General features: G+C 72.5%; 17 protein-coding genes. 9 read left to right on the forward strand and 8 right to left on the reverse strand.

The features are described from left to right. Positions 1–275: 275 nt before the first annotated feature. Positions 276–1,022 (reverse strand): hypothetical protein, encoded by a 747-nt coding sequence (locus ABZ261_RS15500; protein WP_356859290.1) that lies wholly within the window; start codon positions 1,020–1,022, stop codon positions 276–278. Positions 1,023–1,146: 124 nt separating this feature from the next. Between ABZ261_RS15500 and ABZ261_RS15505 the strand changes: the two genes are divergently transcribed. Together ABZ261_RS15505 and ABZ261_RS15510 are read left to right on the forward strand one after the other, a co-directional pair. After that, positions 1,147–2,358, forward strand: a complete 1,212-nt coding sequence (locus ABZ261_RS15505; RefSeq protein WP_356859292.1) for a pyridoxal phosphate-dependent aminotransferase — start codon at positions 1,147–1,149, stop codon at positions 2,356–2,358. 122 nt (positions 2,359–2,480) lie between these two features. After that, positions 2,481–2,918 carry a hypothetical protein gene (locus ABZ261_RS15510; protein ID WP_356859294.1) on the forward strand — a complete coding sequence of 146 codons (438 nt, stop codon included), beginning with the start codon at positions 2,481–2,483 and terminating at the stop codon, positions 2,916–2,918. 149 nt (positions 2,919–3,067) lie between these two features. Here the strand turns inward: ABZ261_RS15510 and ABZ261_RS15515 are convergent, their stop codons facing one another. Next, the gene (locus ABZ261_RS15515; RefSeq protein WP_356859296.1) at positions 3,068–3,244 is read right to left on the reverse strand and encodes a hypothetical protein; all 177 of its coding nucleotides are present in this window, start codon (positions 3,242–3,244) and stop codon (positions 3,068–3,070) included. Between the two features lie 225 nt (positions 3,245–3,469). Then, positions 3,470–5,293, reverse strand: coding sequence for a phosphoenolpyruvate carboxykinase (GTP) (locus ABZ261_RS15520; RefSeq protein WP_356859298.1), 1,824 nt, complete (start codon positions 5,291–5,293; stop codon positions 3,470–3,472). Positions 5,294–5,582: 289 nt separating this feature from the next. Between ABZ261_RS15520 and ABZ261_RS15525 the strand changes: the two genes are divergently transcribed. From ABZ261_RS15525 to ABZ261_RS15545, 5 genes are all read left to right on the forward strand, one after another. Further along, the gene (locus ABZ261_RS15525) at positions 5,583–6,296 is read left to right on the forward strand and encodes a hemolysin III family protein (protein WP_356859300.1); all 714 of its coding nucleotides are present in this window, start codon (positions 5,583–5,585) and stop codon (positions 6,294–6,296) included. Between the two features lie 114 nt (positions 6,297–6,410). After that, positions 6,411–7,988 (forward strand): MFS transporter, encoded by a 1,578-nt coding sequence (locus ABZ261_RS15530; protein WP_356859302.1) that lies wholly within the window; start codon positions 6,411–6,413, stop codon positions 7,986–7,988. Then, positions 7,985–8,626, forward strand: coding sequence for a TetR family transcriptional regulator (locus ABZ261_RS15535; protein ID WP_356859304.1), 642 nt, complete (start codon positions 7,985–7,987; stop codon positions 8,624–8,626). The genes ABZ261_RS15530 and ABZ261_RS15535 overlap by 4 nt, the downstream gene beginning before the upstream one ends. A gap of 33 nt (positions 8,627–8,659) precedes the next feature. Continuing rightward, positions 8,660–9,391 (forward strand): Mut7-C RNAse domain-containing protein, encoded by a 732-nt coding sequence (locus tag ABZ261_RS15540; RefSeq protein WP_356859306.1) that lies wholly within the window; start codon positions 8,660–8,662, stop codon positions 9,389–9,391. A gap of 48 nt (positions 9,392–9,439) precedes the next feature. Then, the gene (locus ABZ261_RS15545) at positions 9,440–9,784 is read left to right on the forward strand and encodes a hypothetical protein (protein WP_356859308.1); all 345 of its coding nucleotides are present in this window, start codon (positions 9,440–9,442) and stop codon (positions 9,782–9,784) included. Positions 9,785–9,866: 82 nt separating this feature from the next. Here ABZ261_RS15545 and ABZ261_RS15550 read toward each other — a convergent pair whose 3' ends face one another. The 3 genes from ABZ261_RS15550 to mca form a co-directional block, all read right to left on the reverse strand. Then, positions 9,867–11,897 carry a thioredoxin domain-containing protein gene (locus ABZ261_RS15550; RefSeq protein WP_356859310.1) on the reverse strand — a complete coding sequence of 677 codons (2,031 nt, stop codon included), beginning with the start codon at positions 11,895–11,897 and terminating at the stop codon, positions 9,867–9,869. A gap of 175 nt (positions 11,898–12,072) precedes the next feature. Continuing rightward, a complete protein-coding gene (locus tag ABZ261_RS15555; protein WP_356859312.1) occupies positions 12,073–12,321 on the reverse strand; it encodes a hypothetical protein in 249 nt (82 codons plus the stop codon). Next, the gene (gene mca, locus ABZ261_RS15560; protein WP_356859314.1) at positions 12,314–13,195 is read right to left on the reverse strand and encodes a mycothiol conjugate amidase Mca; all 882 of its coding nucleotides are present in this window, start codon (positions 13,193–13,195) and stop codon (positions 12,314–12,316) included. Before mca ends, ABZ261_RS15555 begins: the two co-directional genes overlap by 8 nt. 160 nt (positions 13,196–13,355) lie before the next feature. On the opposite strand from mca, the gene ABZ261_RS15565 reads away from it, so the two are divergent. Continuing rightward, positions 13,356–13,754 carry a DUF4307 domain-containing protein gene (locus tag ABZ261_RS15565; protein ID WP_356859316.1) on the forward strand — a complete coding sequence of 133 codons (399 nt, stop codon included), beginning with the start codon at positions 13,356–13,358 and terminating at the stop codon, positions 13,752–13,754. 190 nt (positions 13,755–13,944) lie between these two features. After that, complete coding sequence (gene greA / locus ABZ261_RS15570) at positions 13,945–14,442, forward strand: transcription elongation factor GreA (RefSeq protein WP_356859318.1); 498 nt, start codon at positions 13,945–13,947, stop codon at positions 14,440–14,442. A 153-nt stretch (positions 14,443–14,595) separates the two neighbouring features. On the opposite strand, the gene ABZ261_RS15575 is transcribed toward greA, so the two are convergent. After that, positions 14,596–15,453 carry an ABC transporter permease gene (locus ABZ261_RS15575; RefSeq protein WP_356859320.1) on the reverse strand — a complete coding sequence of 286 codons (858 nt, stop codon included), beginning with the start codon at positions 15,451–15,453 and terminating at the stop codon, positions 14,596–14,598. After that, positions 15,450–16,433, reverse strand: coding sequence for an ATP-binding cassette domain-containing protein (locus ABZ261_RS15580; RefSeq protein WP_356859322.1), 984 nt, complete (start codon positions 16,431–16,433; stop codon positions 15,450–15,452). Before ABZ261_RS15580 ends, ABZ261_RS15575 begins: the two co-directional genes overlap by 4 nt. Positions 16,434–16,480: the final 47 nt, after the last annotated feature.

Genomic DNA, 16,480 nt, shown 5'->3' on the forward strand with positions numbered 1-16,480 from the left:
GGACTTCTTCGTCGCCCCGCGGGCCGCGGGCGGTCGGGGCGGCGCGGGCGGTCACGGGGGGCCGGGGTGCCGGACGGCCGTACGCCTCGGCGTCACCGCCCCTGCGCCTAGCGGGACTTCTTCGTCGCCCCGCGGGCCGCGGGCGGTCGGGGCGGCGCGGGCGGTCACGGGGGGCCGGGGTGCCGGACGGCCGTACGCCTCGGCGTCACCGTCCCTGCGCGTAGCGGGACTTCTTCGTCGCCGCGCGGGCGGGCGGGGCGTCGCCGCCCCTGTGGTCAGCGCGGTTTCTTCGTCGCCCCTCGGCCGTGGCCGCGGCCCGCGGTGGCGCCCGGGCCGGGCGCCGTCGGACCGGGCGACGGGACCTCGGACGCGGCGGGCGGGACGGGAGCGGAGGGCGAGGCGGCGGCCGGGGGGCCGCTCGGGCCGCGCGTGGCCGCGTCGGGGGCCGCGCTGGAGGCCGTGCCGCCGGTCGGGAGCGCGGCCGGGCGGGAGGGGGCCGCGGTGGAGCGGGCGGGGACGGGCGGGGGCGCCGACGCCGGGGCGGCGTCGTCCGTGCCGCCGTCCCCGGCGGCCGTGGACTCCCCGCCGACGACCCGCCCGCCGTCCGCGGGGCGCGGCGCGCCCGCACCGCCGGGGCCGCCGGCACCGCCCGCCGCGACGGCGATCACGGCGACGGTTGCGGCCACCCCGAGCACGCCGGCGACGACCGCCGCCCGGCGGCGGCCGCCCGTGCGCCGCTCCGCCCGGCGGGCGGCCCGCCCCGCGCCGGGCACACCGGTGCCACCGGAGCCCGGCGCCTGAGGAGCGGGCTCCGGCGGCACCGCAAGCAGCTCGCGCGTGGCGTCGTACACGTCCTGCCAGCCGTGCGCCGCCGCCGGGTCGGCGTACTCCTCGTAGGCCGGGGCCGGAGCCGGCCGCGGGTGGTACACGCTCGGCCCGGCCTCGGGCGCGCCGCCGGCGCCGTGCGGGCCGTACGCCCCCGCCTCGTACTCCCGTTCCGTGTACTCCCGTTCCGTGGGCATGACAGCGAATTCTAGGGACGCAAGTGACCGATGAGACAACCGGCGTCGATAACCGGGCAGCCTGCATGTCTCACGTGGTGGAAAACACGACCCATGAGGCGTTACCGGGCCGTAAGCTCACGACATGCAGGTGATCCAGTCGACCAAGCTCGCCAACGTCTGTTACGAGATCCGGGGTCCGGTTCTCGAGGAGGCCATGCGACTGGAGGCGGCCGGTCACCGCATCCTCAAGCTCAACACCGGCAACCCGGCCGCCTTCGGCTTCGAGTGCCCCCCGGAGATCCTGGAGGACATCCTCCGCAACGTCTCCTCCGCCCACGGCTACGGCGACGCCAAGGGACTGCTGGCCGCCCGCCGCGCGGTCGTCATGCACAACCAGACCATCGGCATCGAGACGGACGTCGAGCACGTCTTCATCGGCAACGGCGTCTCCGAGCTGATCGTGATGGCCATGCAGGGGCTGCTCGACGACGGCGACGAGGTGCTCGTGCCGAGCCCGGACTACCCGCTGTGGACGGCGGCCGTCTCGCTCTCCGGCGGCACGGCGGTGCACTACCGCTGCGACGAGCAGTCCGACTGGACGCCCGACCTCGCCGACATCGAGCGCAAGGTCACCGACCGCACCAAGGCGATCGTCGTCATCAATCCGAACAACCCCACGGGCGCCGTCTACGACGAGGCGGTGCTGAAGGGGCTGACGGACATCGCCCGCCGGCACAACCTGCTCGTCTGCTCCGACGAGATCTACGACAAGATCCTGTACGACGGCGCCGTGCACACCCCGACCGCCAAGGTCGCCCCGGATCTGCTCACCCTCACCTTCAACGGCATGTCGAAGGCGTACCGGGTGGCCGGCTACCGCGTCGGCTGGATGTCGATCTCCGGTCCGCGCGCGCACGCCGACTCCTACATCGAGGGCCTGACGATCCTGGCGAACATGCGGCTGTGCGCCAACATGCCGGGCCAGCACGGAGTGGTCGCCGCGCTCGGCGGACGCCAGACGATCAACGACCTGGTGCTGCCGGGCGGGCGGCTGAAGGAGCAGATGGACACGGCGTACGAACTGCTGACCCAGATCCCGGGGGTGAGCTGCGTGCGGCCGAAGGGGGCGCTGTACCTCTTCCCGCGTCTGGACCCGCAGGTCTTCAAGGTCAAGGACGACCGGCAGCTCGTCCTGGACCTGCTGCGCCAGGAGAAGATCATGGTCGTGCAGGGCACGGGCTTCAACTGGCCCGAGCCGGACCACTTCCGGGTGGTGACGCTGCCCGCGGTCGCCGACCTCCGGGACGCCGTGACCCGGATCGGGAACTTCCTGGACGGCTACAGCCAGCCGTAGGGCCGGCCGCGGCGCCGGCGGTCGCGGAACGGGAGCGGCGGACCGCAGTCCGTGACCCGACTCAACTTTAGACGTGATCCAAGCTAGGATGGCTTCCTGTCAGAGCACAGGAGGCCGCCCCCATGTACGAACCCATACGCACCAGGTCGGTGCACAGCACGATGGCCGGCACCCCCTCCGACCTCCCCCACCGGTCGCGCGACGAGGAACTGGACATCCAGCTCGCCGGGCACCTCGCCGCCCTGCTCGCCGTCACCGACGAGCTGCGCACGCTGACCCCGTCCGCCGACCTGGACACGGCCTCGGACCGTCTGGCGGCGCAGGTCGCACGGCCGCGGGGAGGACGTGCGCCCGTGCGGGCGGCGCCGACCGCTGCGGCGCCCGACCCGCGGATCCTGCACCGGCGCGCGCACACGCTCGCGGGGCGCGCCCTGGTGGTCGCCGCCTCGCGCGCGGACACCGCGGCCGCGATCCTCACGGCCCAGCGGATGGACGCGCACGCCGCCGCGCTCGCCGCGCCTACCGGGCTGAGCACCACGGAACTGAGCACCACCGCCTGACCCCCTCCCGGGTCCCCGATCGGCCCCGGTCCGCGTGCACCGCAGCGACGCGCGGACCGGGCGCCACGAACCGGCGACGCCCCGCCCGGGAAAGTGCTGCCCGGTGAACACGCCCCTCGGGGCGACGTGCCCGCGGATCGGCATGCCTCTCAGATGAACAGGAAGAAGAGCAGCAGGATCAGGGCCGCCACCAGGACCCACCAGACCCACACATGCCGGTGCCCGGTGTGCGGGCGGTCCTCGGGCCCTCCGCCCCGGGGGCGGTCCTCGGCCAGCCGCGGGTTGTCCGGACGGTCGCTGGAGTAGAAGTCACCACCGTCTGCCATGGGCTCATCACTCCTCTCGGTGGCCTGGCGGGTACCCCGCGGGAGCGGGCCCACACGGTCGCCGCAGGCAGGCGCTCCGGCCCCGGACGCGCCGCAGCCGCCGGTCCGGCCGGCCCCCGTCGGTCGGGGGCGGGCCGGGACCGGCGGCTGCGCGGTGACCACGGCCGGTCGTGACGATCGCTGGTCAGGGCACGGCGACCGGCCGTGGAGCCTCGGGCGGGCCGCTCAGCCCAGGCGCTCCACCAGCGCCCGGTACTGGTCCCACAGTTCCTTCGGGGTGTGGTCGCCGAAGGTGTCGAGGTGCTCGGGGATCAGCGCGGCCTCCTCGCGCCACACCTCCTTGTCCACCGTGAGCAGGAAGTCCAGGTCCGCCGCCGACAGGCCGAGGCCGTCGGTGTCCAGCGCGCCCTGGGCCGGCAGGATGCCGATCGGCGTCTCGACGCCCTCGGCCCTGCCCTCCAGCCGCTCCACGATCCACTTCAGGACACGGGAGTTCTCGCCGAAGCCCGGCCAGACGAACCTGCCCTCGTCGTCCTTGCGGAACCAGTTGACGTAGTAGATCCTCGGCAGCTTGGACGGGTCCTTGTCCTTCGCGACGTCGATCCAGTGGGCCATGTAGTCGCCCATGTTGTAGCCGCAGAAGGGCAGCATCGCGAACGGGTCGCGGCGCAGCTCGCCGACCTTGCCCTCGGCCGCGGCGGTCTTCTCGGAGGCCACGTTGGCGCCGAGGAACACGCCGTGGTTCCAGTCGAAGGACTCCGTCACCAGCGGCACGGCGGTGGCGCGCCGCCCGCCGAAGAGGATCGCGGAGATCGGCACGCCCTTGGGGTCCTCCCACTCGGGCGCGATGATCGGGCACTGGGAGGCGGGCACGGTGAAGCGGGCGTTGGGGTGGGCGGCCGGGGTGCCGGACTGCGGCGTCCAGTCGTTGCCCTTCCAGTCGGTCAGGTGGGCCGGGGGCTCCTCGGTCATGCCCTCCCACCACACGTCGCCGTCGTCGGTGAGGGCGACGTTGGTGAAGACCGCGTTGCCCCACAGGGTCTTCATCGCGTTGGCGTTGGTGTGCTCGCCGGTGCCGGGCGCGACGCCGAAGAAGCCGGCCTCCGGGTTGATCGCGTACAGCCGGCCGTCCTCGCCGAAGCGCATCCAGGCGATGTCGTCGCCGATGGTCTCCACGGTCCAGCCGGAGATCGTCGGCTCCAGCATGGCGAGGTTGGTCTTGCCGCAGGCGCTCGGGAAGGCGGCGGCGACGTACTTGGACTCGCCCTGCGGCGGGGTCAGCTTCAGGATCAGCATGTGCTCGGCGAGCCAGCCCTCGTCGCGGGCCATGACGGAGGCGATGCGCAGGGCGTAGCACTTCTTGCCGAGCAGGGCGTTGCCGCCGTAGCCGGAGCCGTAGGACCAGATCTCGCGCGACTCGGGGAAGTGCGCGATGTACTTGGTCGTGTTGCAGGGCCAGGGGACGTCCTCCTGGCCCGGCTCCAGCGGGGCCCCGAGGGTGTGGACGGCCTTGACGAAGAACCCCTCGTCGCCGAGTTCGTCCAGGACGGCCCGGCCCATGCGGGTCATGGTGCGCATGGACACGGCGACGTACGCGGAGTCGGTGATCTCCACGCCGATCGCGGACAGCGGGGAGCCGAGCGGGCCCATGCAGAAGGGCACGACGTACATGATGCGGCCCCGCATGGAACCGCGGAACAGCCCCTGGTCACCGGTGAAGATCTCCCGCATCTCGGCGGGGGCCTTCCAGTGGTTGGTCGGGCCCGCGTCCTCCTCCTTCTCGGAGCAGATGAAGGTGCGGTCCTCGACGCGCGCGACGTCGGTCGGGTCGGAGGCGGCGTAGTAGGAGTGCGGGCGCTTGATCGGGTCGAGCTTCTTGAACGTTCCCTTGGCGACCAGTTCCTCGCACAGCCGCTCGTACTCGGCCTCGGAGCCGTCGCACCAGACCACGTCGTCCGGCTGCGTCAGTTCGGCGATCTCGTTCACCCACGAGATCAGTTCCTGGTGGTTGGTGGGGACGCCGGTGGAAGCCGAGATGTCGCGCGCCACGGTTGCTCCTAAATGAGGGATTTTGTCCTGGTTGCCCCGTGGGGGCTGCGACCCGGATGCTTCACGGTTCGCTCATCCGGTGCCGACCGCACTCATTTGATCATCCGACGAGAGTGCCCATCTGTCCAGAGGAGCTCACAAGTGAGCGACGTGAGGAATGCCACGGTTTTCCAGGCACGTTTGCGACCCCTTTGCGTCCCGCTTGGGCAGACCTGAAGGTCTTTTTGCCCGGCGCCCACCAAGGCCGCGGCGACGGCCGACGCACAGTCCCGTCGGTACCATTTCCGGCATGACTGCGCCCGTCCCCGACGCGCCCACGGACACGCCGGCCGCCGGCCGCGGGCCCGTCGCGCTCTCCTTGCCGCATCCGGTCAAGCCGAGGCTCCGCGGCTGGCTGCACCTCGGCATGTTCCCGGCCGCACTCGTCGCAGGACTCGTGCTCACCGCCCTCGCCCAGTCGAGCCGGGGCCGCCTCGCCTGCGGGATCTACGCCCTGACGGCCTGCATGCTCTTCGGTGTCAGCGCGCTGTACCACCGGGGCGACTGGAGCCCCCGGATGGACCGCGTGCTGCGCCGCCTGGACCACGCCAACATCTTCCTGATCATCGCGGGCACCTACACCCCGCTCACCGTGCTCCTCCTGCCCCCCGACAAGGGCCGGTGGCTGCTGTGGGGCATCTGGACGGCGGCCGCCGCCGGCATCGCCTTCCGCGTCTTCTGGGTCGGCGCACCACGCTGGCTGTACACGCCCTGCTACATCGCGATGGGCTGGGCGGCGGTCTTCTTCCTGCCCGACTTCCTGCACGCCGGCGGCCCGGCCGTGCTGATCCTGGTGGTCGTCGGCGGCCTGCTGTACAGCGTCGGCGGCGTCGTCTACGGCATCAAGCGGCCGAACCCGTCACCGCGCTGGTTCGGCTTCCACGAGGTCTTCCACTCGCTCACCCTGGCGGCCTTCACCGCCCACTACGTGGGCATCTCACTGGTGGCCTACCAGCACGCCTAGCCCCCGCACCCACTCCACCCCCGAGGCCACGGCTCCCCGAGCCGTGGCCTTCTCGCGTTGCTGACACCTGATCATAGTTGACAGTCACGCGATTTTGATAGTTACTCTTATTTCATGACGACTGTCACCGAGCTGGACGAGACGCGGCGCGACCCCCGCCGCTGGTGGGCCCTGGGGGCCCTGGTGGCGAGCATGCTGGTGCTCGGCTTCGACACGACGATCCTCAACGTGGCCCTTCCGACGATGGCGGAACAGCTGGGCGCCACCACGGGCCAGCAGCAGTGGATGGCCGACGCGTACATCGTCGTGTTCGCGGCGCTGATGCTCCCGGCGGGCCTGCTCGGCGACCGGTTCGGACGGCGGCTCATGCTGATCACCGGGCTCGGGATCTTCCTCGCCGGATCGCTGGTGGGCGCGGTGGCCGGGGACGTGAACGCCGTCGTCGCCGCCCGGGCGGTCATGGGCGTCGGCGCGGCGCTGGTCACCCCGCTCGCCCTGTCCGTGCTGCCCTCGCTGTTCGGCCCGGACGAGCGCAACAAGGCCGTCGGCGTCATCTCCACCGCGTCCGCCCTCGGCCTGCCGCTCGGCCCGATCATCGGCGGCTGGCTGCTCGACCACTTCTGGTGGGGCTCGGTCTTCCTGGTCAACGTGCCCATGGCGGCGATCGGCGTCACGGCCTGCGTGTTCCTGCTCCCCGAGACCAGGGACCCGTCCTCACCCCGGGTCGGCGCCGTCTCCGCGGCCTGCACCGCGGGCGGCCTCGGCGCACTCGTCTACGCGGTCATCGAGGCTCCCGACCGCGGCTGGAGCGATCCCCTGATCCTCGCCCTGTTCGCCGCGGCCGCCGCTCTGATCGCCGCACTGGTGCTGCGCGAGCGCCGCGCGGAGCGCCCCCTGCTCGACCTGACCCTGCTCGCCCATCGCGGATTCCTGCTCAACACCCTCGCGGCGACCCTGGTGATGTTCGTCCTGTCCGGCCTGCTCTTCCTGGTGCCGCAGTACCTCCAGGCCGTACGCGGCAACGACGCGCTGGGCACCGGCCTCCGGCTGCTGCCGATGATCGGCGGTCTGATGGTCGCCACGCGCGGGGCGGCGCGGGCCGTCCGGCGGTTCGGGGCGCGCGCGACGGTCAGCGCGGGCCTGGTGGTGCTGGCCTTCGCCGCGTTCCTCGGCAGCCGTACGACGGTGGAGGCCGGTTACGGCTTCACCGCGCTGTGGCTCTCCCTGGCGGGCGCCGGCTTCGGGTTCGCGCTGGTCCCGGCCATGTCGGACGCGCTCGCCGCCCTGCCCAGGGACCGCGCGGGCAGCGGTTCCGGGCTGCTGATGACGCTGCGCCAGGTCGGCGGCGCGCTCGGCATCGCCCTGCTGGGCAGCCTGCTGTCCAGCGCCTTCCGGGACCGGCTGGACGTGGCCGGGCTGCCCGCCGGGCTCGCCGACGCCGCCGGGGACTCGGTCGTCGCCGCGCACGTCATCGCCGGCCGCACGGGCTCCGCCCGGCTGGCGGCTTCCGCGGACACCGCCTTCGTCCACGGCATGGGCCTGGTGCTGCTGGTGTGCGGCGCGGCGGCCCTCGTCTCGGCGCTGCTGGCCGCCGCGTTCCTGCCCGGTGCCGCGCCCGCCGGGCGGGACGAGCCTGACGAGCCGAGCACGAAGGAGCAGATGGCCGCGTCCGGGACCGATGCCGGAGAATGACCCGCATGACGGCCGCACGTTCCCCCTACTCCCCCGCCGACCGCCCCCGGCTCGGTCTCCGGGAGCGCAAGAAGATCAAGACCCGTGAGGCGATCCGCGCCGCGACCTACGCGCTGATCAAGGAGCAGGGGTACGACGCCACGACGATCGAACAGATCGCCGACCGGGCCGAGGTGTCGCCGTCGACCGTCTTCCGCTACTTCCCCACCAAGGAGGACATCGTCCTCACGGACGAGTACGACCCCCTGATGCTGGAGGAGCTGCGCGGACGGCCCGAGGACGAGCCGTGGGCACAGTCGCTGCGGTACGTGGTGGGCAAGGCCCTCGACCTGATCGAGCAGGAGGACCCCGAGGTGCTGCGGCTGCGGGCGCACCTCGGGGTGCAGGTGCCCGCCGTCCGCTCCCGGATGTTCGAGAGCATGACGGAGACCGGGCGCCTGCTGCGCCACGCCCTCGCGGAGCGCACCGGCCTCGACCCGGAGAGCCTCGAGGTACGCGTCTACACGATGGCGGTCATCGGCGGCCTGATGGAGGTCTCCATGCACTGGGCCGAGAGCGGCTTCGAGGGCCGTATGCGGGACCTCATGGAGCGGGCCCTGGACGTGCTGGAGCACGGCCTGACGACGGAAAAACCCTGAGGCGCGGCGCCCCGTCCGTGCGATGCTGACGGGGTGAACGGACCCGAGATCCACGTCGAAGTCGCCCCCGCGCTGCACCTGTTCGTACCGGCCGCCCGGCGCGGCGCGGCGACGGCCCTGGCCACGGACGGCGTGTCGACGCTCGGTCACGTCGTCGAGTCCCTCGGGGTGCCGCTGACCGAGGTCGGCGCCCTGGTCGTGGACGGCCGGGAGGTGCCGTTCTCGCACGTCCCGGCGGCCGGCGAGCGGGTGGCCGTCCGGCCGGTGGAGCGCCCCCAGCACGTGCCCGGCGCGCCCCTGCGCTTCCTCCTCGACGTGCACCTCGGCACCCTGGCCCGCCGGCTGCGGCTGCTCGGCGTGGACACGGCGTACGAGTCGACGGACATCGGCGACCCGGCGCTCGCCGCCCGCTCGGCCGCCGAGAAGCGGGTCATGCTCAGCCGCGACCGGGGCCTGCTGCGCCGCCGCGAGCTGTGGGCCGGCGCCTTCGTCTACAGCACCCGCCCCGAGGACCAGCTCCACGACGTCCTGGACCGCTTCGCCCCCGAGCTGCGCCCCTGGACCCGCTGCACCGCCTGCAACGGGCTGCTGAGGCAGGCCGCGAAGGACGAGGTCGCCGACCAGCTCAAGGGCGGCACCCGGCGCTCGTACGACGTGTTCGCGCAGTGCACGGAGTGCGGCCGGGCCTACTGGAAGGGCGCCCACCACGAGCAGCTGGAGGCGGTCGTGGAGCGGGCGCTGAGCATGCGCACCCAGGGGACGTGAGTACGGCGGCCGATCACCGGGGGCGGTCCGCGCGCTGGGATGGGGGGCATGGACACCACCACTGCGCAGCAGGCCGCCCTCACCCCGCGGCAGCGGGACGCGTTCCTCACCGGCTGGGCCGTCGCCGGGCTGGCCGCCCTCCTGCCGACGGTCGGGCTGGCCTGGCTGGTCGTGCTCTCCGGGGAACGCGGCAGCCGCTGCCTGATGTACGGCGAGCAGTGCCCGGCGATCCCCGGCTCCGCGCTGTACGGCGCCTTCTGGCCGGCGCTCGCCGCCGGTGCGGCCGCCCTGGCCTGGCCCCGGGGCCGCTGGACGGGCGCCAGGGCCGGCGCGGTGTTCGTGCAGTGGGGCGCCCAGCTCACCCTGGGCGCGCTGATCCTCGCCGGCGCCTGACGTCCGTCCACCGCGCCGCCCGCCGCGTCCGCCGCCGTCCGGTCCGCGGACTCGGCGGCGAACTCGGCGGCGGACGGTCCCGTCAGCCGGTGGCCAGCCGCGCCCGGAGGGCCTCCGGGTCCGTCACCGGCAGGTCGCACACGAAGCCGCGGCAGACGTAGGCGGTCGGTTCGCCGTCGCGGAGCACCCGGTCGGCGAGGAGCGGGAACTCGTCGCTGTCCGGGGTGCCGCGGGCGACGACGGCGCCCGGTGCGGTGGCCTGCAGCGCCGCGCGGTGCAGCGCCGTCGTCCGCGCGTCGTCCAGGGACGGCCCGACCACCGCCACCTCGCGCGGCCCGTCGAGCAGCGCCTCGGCGACGGCGAGACCCCATCCGATGAACCGCGGCACACGCGGTCCCAGCGTCTTGACGACCCCCAGCGCCCGCTCGGCGGCCGTCCGGTGGCGCTCGGAGCCGGTGTGCGCGGCGTACCCGAGCAGCGCGCCGGCCGCGGCGGTCCAGCCGGAGGGCGTGGCGTTGTCGGTGGGGTCCTGGGGCCGGCGGATGAGCCGCTCGGCGTCGGAGGCGGTGTCGTACAGGGCGCCGGTCGCCGGGTCGGTGAACCGGGTGAGCACCTGGTCGAGAAGCAGGCCGGCGAAGTCCAGCCAGACGCCCTCCCCGGTGACGGAGGCGAGCGCGAGGAAGCCCTCGGCGACGTCGGCGTAGTCCTCCAGCACGCCCGCGTGGGCGCCGGCGCGGCCGTCCCGGCTGGTGCGGGCGAGCCGGGCGTGTTCGTCCAGGTGGACGCGGACCAGGAGGTCGGCGGCCCCGAGGGCGGCCTCGGTCAGGTCGGGGCGGTCGAAGCAGGCGCCGGTCTCGGCGAGGGCGGCGACCGCGAGTCCGTTCCAGGCGGCGACGACCTTGTCGTCCCGGCCGGGTGCGGGCCGGCGCGCCCGCTCGGCGAGCAGCCGGCTGCGCACGGAGGCGATCCTGTCGGCGTCGAAGACGCCTTCCGTCTGCGGGAGCTGGAGGACGGACCGGCCGTGCTCGAAGGTCCCCTCGTCGGTCACGCCGAAGTACTGCGCGGCGAGGGCGGCGTCCTCGCCGAGCACCTCGCGGAACTGCGCGGGGGTCCAGACGTAGTACGCGCCCTCGACGTGCCGGCCGGTGCCGTCGTCGCTGTCGGCGTCGAGGGCGGAGGCGAAGCCGCCCTCCTCCGTGCGCAGTTCGCGGACCATGAAGTCGGCGGTCTCCAGGGCGACGCGCCGGGCGAGCTCCGATCCGCCGGCCCGCCACAGGTGGGTGTACACCCGGCACAGCAGGGCGTTGTCGTACAGCATCTTCTCGAAGTGCGGCACGACCCAGTCGCGGTCGACGGAGTAGCGGGCGAAACCGCCGCCGAGCTGGTCGTAGAGGCCGCCGCGGGCCATCCGCTCACAGGTGTCCCGGGCCATCTCCAGCGCGCCCTCGGCCCCGGTGCGCGCGTGGTGGCGCAGCAGGAACTCCAGCACCATCGACGGCGGGAACTTGGGCGCGCCGCCGAATCCGCCGCGCTGCGGGTCGTACTCGCGGGTGAGGCCGAGCAGCGCCTGCGCCAGCTCCTGCTCACCCGGCGCCCGGTCGCCCTGGTGGCTGATCTCCCGCTGGGAGAGGTCGCGGACGATCTTCCCGGCGACGTCGGCGACCTCGTCGCGGCGGGTGGCCCAGGCTTGCTGGACGCCCTCCAGCACCTGCCGGAAGGAGGGCATGCCGTGCCGGGGCGCGGGCGGGAAGTAGGTGCCGAAGTAGAACGGTTCGGCGTCGGGGGTGAGGAACACGGTCATGGGCCAGCCGCCGTGTCCGGTGGCCGCCTGCACGGCCTCCATGTAGACGGCGTCCACGTCGGGGCGTTCCTCGCGGTCGACCTTGACGCTGACGAAGTGCTCGTTCAGGTAGTCGGCGGTGGCCTGGTCCTCGAAGGACTCGTGGGCCATGACGTGACACCAGTGGCAGCTCGAGTACCCGACGCTCAGCAGGACGGGCTTGCCCGCCTTGCGGGCGGTGTCGAAGGCCTCGGCCGACCAGGGCCACCAGTCGACCGGGTTGTCGGCGTGCTGGAGCAGGTACGGGGACGTCTCATGGGCCAGTCGGTTCACCTCTCCACTCTCCCACGGGCTCCGGCGCCGCGGGGAAGGGCGACGGCACCGGGCGTGCCCGTGCGTCGCCGCGGGCGTCCGCGGCCGGGGAGCACCCCCGTCACGGCCGGCACGGCGCCGGACCGCCACGCCCGGAAGGCGAGGGGTGACGGTGCCGGCGGGCGGTGGCCTCGGGTCAGCCCTGCTGGGCCGGGGAGTCGGTGGTCCGCCCCGGCTGCTCGGCGTCGGTGTCCGGGGCCTCCTTGAAGTCGACCTTCTGCATGTGCTTGTTCATCGACTTCATCAGGCCCCACACCGCCAGGGCCATCACCGCGAAGACGATGAAGCCGAGGACGCCGGGGGTGACCTTGTTCTCGTCGACCTCCTTGGCGAGGGGGACGAGGTGCGTCACTGCCAGGCTCACGCTTGCGCTCATGTCAGACATTGTCCCGGATGCCCGCGAAGAGGTCGTCCTCGGGGAGGGAGGTGTCGACGAGGCACTTCGCCAGCTCGTACTCCTCCGTCGGCCAGACCTCCTTCTGCAGGTCCAGCGGCACCTTGAACCAGCCGCCGTCGGGGTCGATCTGCGTGGCGTGGGCGATCAGCGCCTTGTCGCGGATCTCGAAGAAGTCCGCGCAGGGGACGTGCGTGGTCAGCGTGCGCTCGGCGCGCTCCATCTCGTTCCACCGCTTCAGCCACTCCCCGTACGGCGACTCCAGGCCGCGGTCGAGCATCGCCTGGTGCAGCGCCTCGGTCCGGGGGCGGTTGAAGCCCTGGTTGTAGTACAGCTTCAGCGGCTGGTAGGCGGGGCCGAACTCGGCCTCGGGGTACTTCTCGGTGTCCGCCGCGCCCTCGAACGCCACCATGGAGATCTTGTGGGTCATGATGTGGTCCGGGTGCGGGTAGCCGCCGTTCTCGTCGTAGGTGGTGATCACCTGCGGGCGGAAGGAGCGGATCCTGCGCACCAGCTCGCCGGCCGCCTTGTCGACGTCCTCCAGGGCGAAGCAGCCCTCGGGCAGCGGCGGCAGCGGGTCGCCCTCCGGCAGGCCGGAGTCGACGAAGCCGAGCCACTCCTGCTTGACGCCCAGGATCTCGCGGGCCTCGTCCATCTCCTTGCGGCGGACCTCGTGGATGTTCTCCTCGATGTACCGGTCGCCCTGCAGCTTCGGATTGAGGATGGACCCGCGCTCGCCGCCGGTGCAGGTCACCACCAGCACGTCCACCCCCTCGGACACGTACTTCGCCATGGTCGCCGCGCCCTTGCTCGACTCGTCGTCGGGGTGCGCGTGAACGGCCATCAGTCGCAGCTGCTCAGTCAAGACTCAATCCTCGGTAAGTCGGCGCCCCGGGTCGGCGGGGCAGTCAATAGCGCCGTCCCGGACGGATGCCGTTGCGGGGTGGCGGTCGGGCGGCGGGCGGCAGGCTTCTATAGTGACCGAATCGGGGGGCGATTAATTCCGCGGAGCGGGAAGGACGATCATGAGTACGGCGAGCACGCGACCGCCCGAGGGCCGCTACGGCCGCCCCTCCGGCGAGCGCGCCGACCGCGGCCTCAGGATCGCCGCGTCGGTGCTGGGCGCCGCCCTGCTCGCGCTGATCGGTTACTTCGCCTACCACTACGTCGCGCAGAACGAGATCAGCGCCGAGGTGATCGCCTTCCAGGCGTCCGACGACGCGGTCCGGGTGCACCTGGAGGTCCGCAAGGACGCCGGCGCCTCCGGTTACTGCACCCTGCGGTCCCAGTCGGCCGACGGCGCCGAGGTCGGCCGGGCCGACTTCCGGTTCTCCGGGCCGGCCACGCGGATCGACAAGGTCGTCACCCTCCGTACGACGGCCCGGGGGACGACGGCCCAGCTGCTGGGCTGTCACGCCGGCTGACGCACCGCGGACACTCCGCGGTTTCACCCGGAATGCGTAGGCTCTGACGTGCATTGATGTGATTCTGGTGGCTTATGTCCTCCCCCTTCCGCCGTTGAATTGTTAGGCTCGTGGTTTCGCCCATCCAAGAAGGAACATTCTTCTGGGTAGGGCGATGCTTTGTATTCCCAGTACCGACGAGGAGCACCCTGTGACCCAGACCAGCGAGAACGTCACCTGGCTGACCCAGGAGGCGTACAACAAGCTCAAGGACGAGCTTGAGTACCTTACTGGTCCTGCGCGCACGGAGATCGCCGCCAAGATCGCGGCTGCGCGCGAGGAGGGCGACCTGCGCGAGAACGGCGGGTACCACGCGGCCAAGGAGGAGCAGGGCAAGCAGGAGCTGCGTGTGCGCCAGCTGACCCAGCTCCTCGAGAACGCCAAGGTCGGCGAGCCGCCGGCCGCGAACGGCGCCGTCGCACCGGGCATGGTCGTCACGATCGCCTTCGACGGTGACGAGGACGACACGCTGACGTTCCTGCTCGCCTCGCGCGAGTACGCGAGCGCCGACATCGAGACGTACTCGCCGCAGTCCCCGCTCGGCTCCGGCGTCATCGGCCACAAGGTCGGCGAGGACGCGGAGTACGAGCTGCCGAACGGCAAGAAGGCCTCGGTGAAGATCCTGAAGGCCGAGCCGTACACGGGCTGATCCCGGCCCCGGACCGCTTCGAGCCCCCGGCCGCCCCCAGGGCGCCGGGGGCTTCGCCGTGCCGCGGCGCCGCCCGCCCGGTCGCCGGCCGCCCCTCGTCCGGGGCGGCGGGCGGCGGGCGTGGGCGGTCGCCACCGGTGCCGGACGGTCGCGTCAGGCGGTCGCCGAGCGGTACTTGCGGACCGCGAGGGTGCGGAACACGGCGACGATCAGGACCGAGTAGATCAGCGAGGCCCACACCGGGTGCTGCATCGGCCAGGCGTGCGAGGTGGACCGGCCGGGGTTGGCGAAGAGCACACGGGCCGCCTGGACGGTGGCGCTGAACGGGTTCCACTCCGCGATGTGCCGCAGCCACGGCGTCATGTTGCCGGTGTCCACGAACGCGTTGGAGATGAACGTCACCGGGAAGAGCCAGATCAGCCCGCCGGAGGTGGCCGCCTCCGGCGTGCGCACGGAGAGGCCGATCAGGGCGCCGATCCAGGTGAAGGCGTACCCGAGCAGGAGCAGCAGGCCGAAGGCGGCGAGGATCTCGCCGGGGTTGGCGGTGCCGTCCGACCCGGTCCGCCAGCCGACCAGGAGGGCGACGACGGCGAGGACCAGCAGGGTGAGCGCCGTCTGCACCAGGTCGGCGAGGGTGCGGCCGGTCAGCACCGCACCGCGCGCCATGGGCAGGGAGCGGAAGCGGTCGATGAGGCCCTTGTGCATGTCGTCGGCGATGCCCGCGCCGGAGCTGGCGGTGGCGAACGTGACGGTCTGCGCGAAGATGCCGGCCATCAGGAAGTTCGTGTAGTCGGCGGCGCTGGTGCTGGCGCCGATCTTCATGGAGCCGCCGAAGACGTAGGTGAACAGCACCACGAACATGATCGGCTGGATCAGCCCGAAGATCACCATCTCCGGGATCCGGGACATGCGGATCAGATTGCGCCGGGCGACGATCAGCGAGTCGCGGACGGACCGGCCCAGGGGGTTGCCGGGCGCCGCGACGGGCGCGGCCTCGGTGACGGCGCTCATTTCGCGGCCTCCTTGTCGTTCGTCTCGTTCGGGTCGGTGCTCTCGGCCGCGTGGCCCGTCAGCGACAGGAAGACGTCGTCGAGCGTGGGGCGGCGCAGCCCGATGTCGTCCATCTCGATGCCGCGCGTGTCCAGCTCGCGGATGACCTCGGCGAGCAGCTTGGCGCCGCCGGTGACCGGGACGGTGAGCTTGCGGGTGTGCTCCTCGACCGTGACGTCGCCCTTGCCGAAGCCGCGCAGCACCTGCGCCGCGGTCGCGATGTGGTCCCGTTCGTGCACCACGACCTCGACGCGCTCGCCGCCGGTGCGGGCCTTGAGCTGGTCCGAGGTGCCCTTGGCGATGACCCGGCCGTGGTCGACGACGGCGATGTCGTGGGCCAGGTGGTCGGCCTCCTCCAGGTACTGCGTGGTGAGCAGCAGGGTCGTGCCGCCGGAGACGAGCTGCTTGATGACCTCCCACAGCTGCTGGCGGTTCCGCGGGTCGAGGCCCGTCGTCGGTTCGTCCATGAACATCACCGGCGGCGAGACGACGAGGGCCGCGGCGAGGTCCAGCCGGCGGCGCATGCCTCCGGAGTAGGTCTTGGCGGGGCGGTCGGCGGCGTCGGTGAGGTTGAACTGCTCGAGCAGCTCCGCCGCACGCGCCTTGGCCGCCTTCGCCCTCATCTGGTACAGCTGGCCGACCATCTGGAGGTTCTCCCGGCCGGTCAGGTATTCGTCGACCGCCGCGAACTGGCCGGACAGGCCGATGGACCGGCGTACCGCGTCGGGGTGTGCGAGCACGTCCACACCCGCGACGACCGCCTTGCCGCTGTCGGGCCGCAGCAGGGTGGTCAGGCAGCGGACGGCCGTGGTCTTGCCGGCGCCGTTCGGCCCGAGCAGGCCGAGGACCGTGCCCTCGGGCACATCGAGGTCGACGCCGTCCAGTGCTCTTACGTCGCCGAAGGTCTTCACCAGGCCTTCGGCATAGATGGCGCCTGGCATGTCTGTCTCCACGTCGTCGGGGATCTCCGGAAGCGTTGCTCCGCGAA

The sequence above is a fragment of the Streptomyces sp. NPDC006193 genome (assembly GCF_040613915.1).
Taxonomy (GTDB): domain Bacteria; phylum Actinomycetota; class Actinomycetes; order Streptomycetales; family Streptomycetaceae; genus Streptomyces.

Bases quoted from the DNA above. Each gene is read 5' to 3' on its own strand.
- ABZ261_RS15500 (WP_356859290.1), bottom strand. From the start codon at position 1,022: ATGCCCACGGAACGGGAGTACACGGAACGGGAGTACGAGGCGGGGGCG.
- ABZ261_RS15505 (WP_356859292.1), top strand. From the start codon at position 1,147: ATGCAGGTGATCCAGTCGACCAAGCTCGCCAACGTCTGTTACGAGATC.
- ABZ261_RS15510 (WP_356859294.1), top strand. From the start codon at position 2,481: ATGTACGAACCCATACGCACCAGGTCGGTGCACAGCACGATGGCCGGC.
- ABZ261_RS15515 (WP_356859296.1), bottom strand. From the start codon at position 3,244: ATGGCAGACGGTGGTGACTTCTACTCCAGCGACCGTCCGGACAACCCG.
- ABZ261_RS15525 (WP_356859300.1), top strand. From the start codon at position 5,583: ATGACTGCGCCCGTCCCCGACGCGCCCACGGACACGCCGGCCGCCGGC.
- ABZ261_RS15530 (WP_356859302.1), top strand. From the start codon at position 6,411: ATGACGACTGTCACCGAGCTGGACGAGACGCGGCGCGACCCCCGCCGC.
- ABZ261_RS15535 (WP_356859304.1), top strand. From the start codon at position 7,985: ATGACCCGCATGACGGCCGCACGTTCCCCCTACTCCCCCGCCGACCGC.
- ABZ261_RS15545 (WP_356859308.1), top strand. From the start codon at position 9,440: ATGGACACCACCACTGCGCAGCAGGCCGCCCTCACCCCGCGGCAGCGG.
- ABZ261_RS15555 (WP_356859312.1), bottom strand. From the start codon at position 12,321: ATGTCTGACATGAGCGCAAGCGTGAGCCTGGCAGTGACGCACCTCGTC.
- ABZ261_RS15565 (WP_356859316.1), top strand. From the start codon at position 13,356: ATGAGTACGGCGAGCACGCGACCGCCCGAGGGCCGCTACGGCCGCCCC.
- ABZ261_RS15575 (WP_356859320.1), bottom strand. From the start codon at position 15,453: ATGAGCGCCGTCACCGAGGCCGCGCCCGTCGCGGCGCCCGGCAACCCC.
- ABZ261_RS15580 (WP_356859322.1), bottom strand. From the start codon at position 16,433: ATGCCAGGCGCCATCTATGCCGAAGGCCTGGTGAAGACCTTCGGCGAC.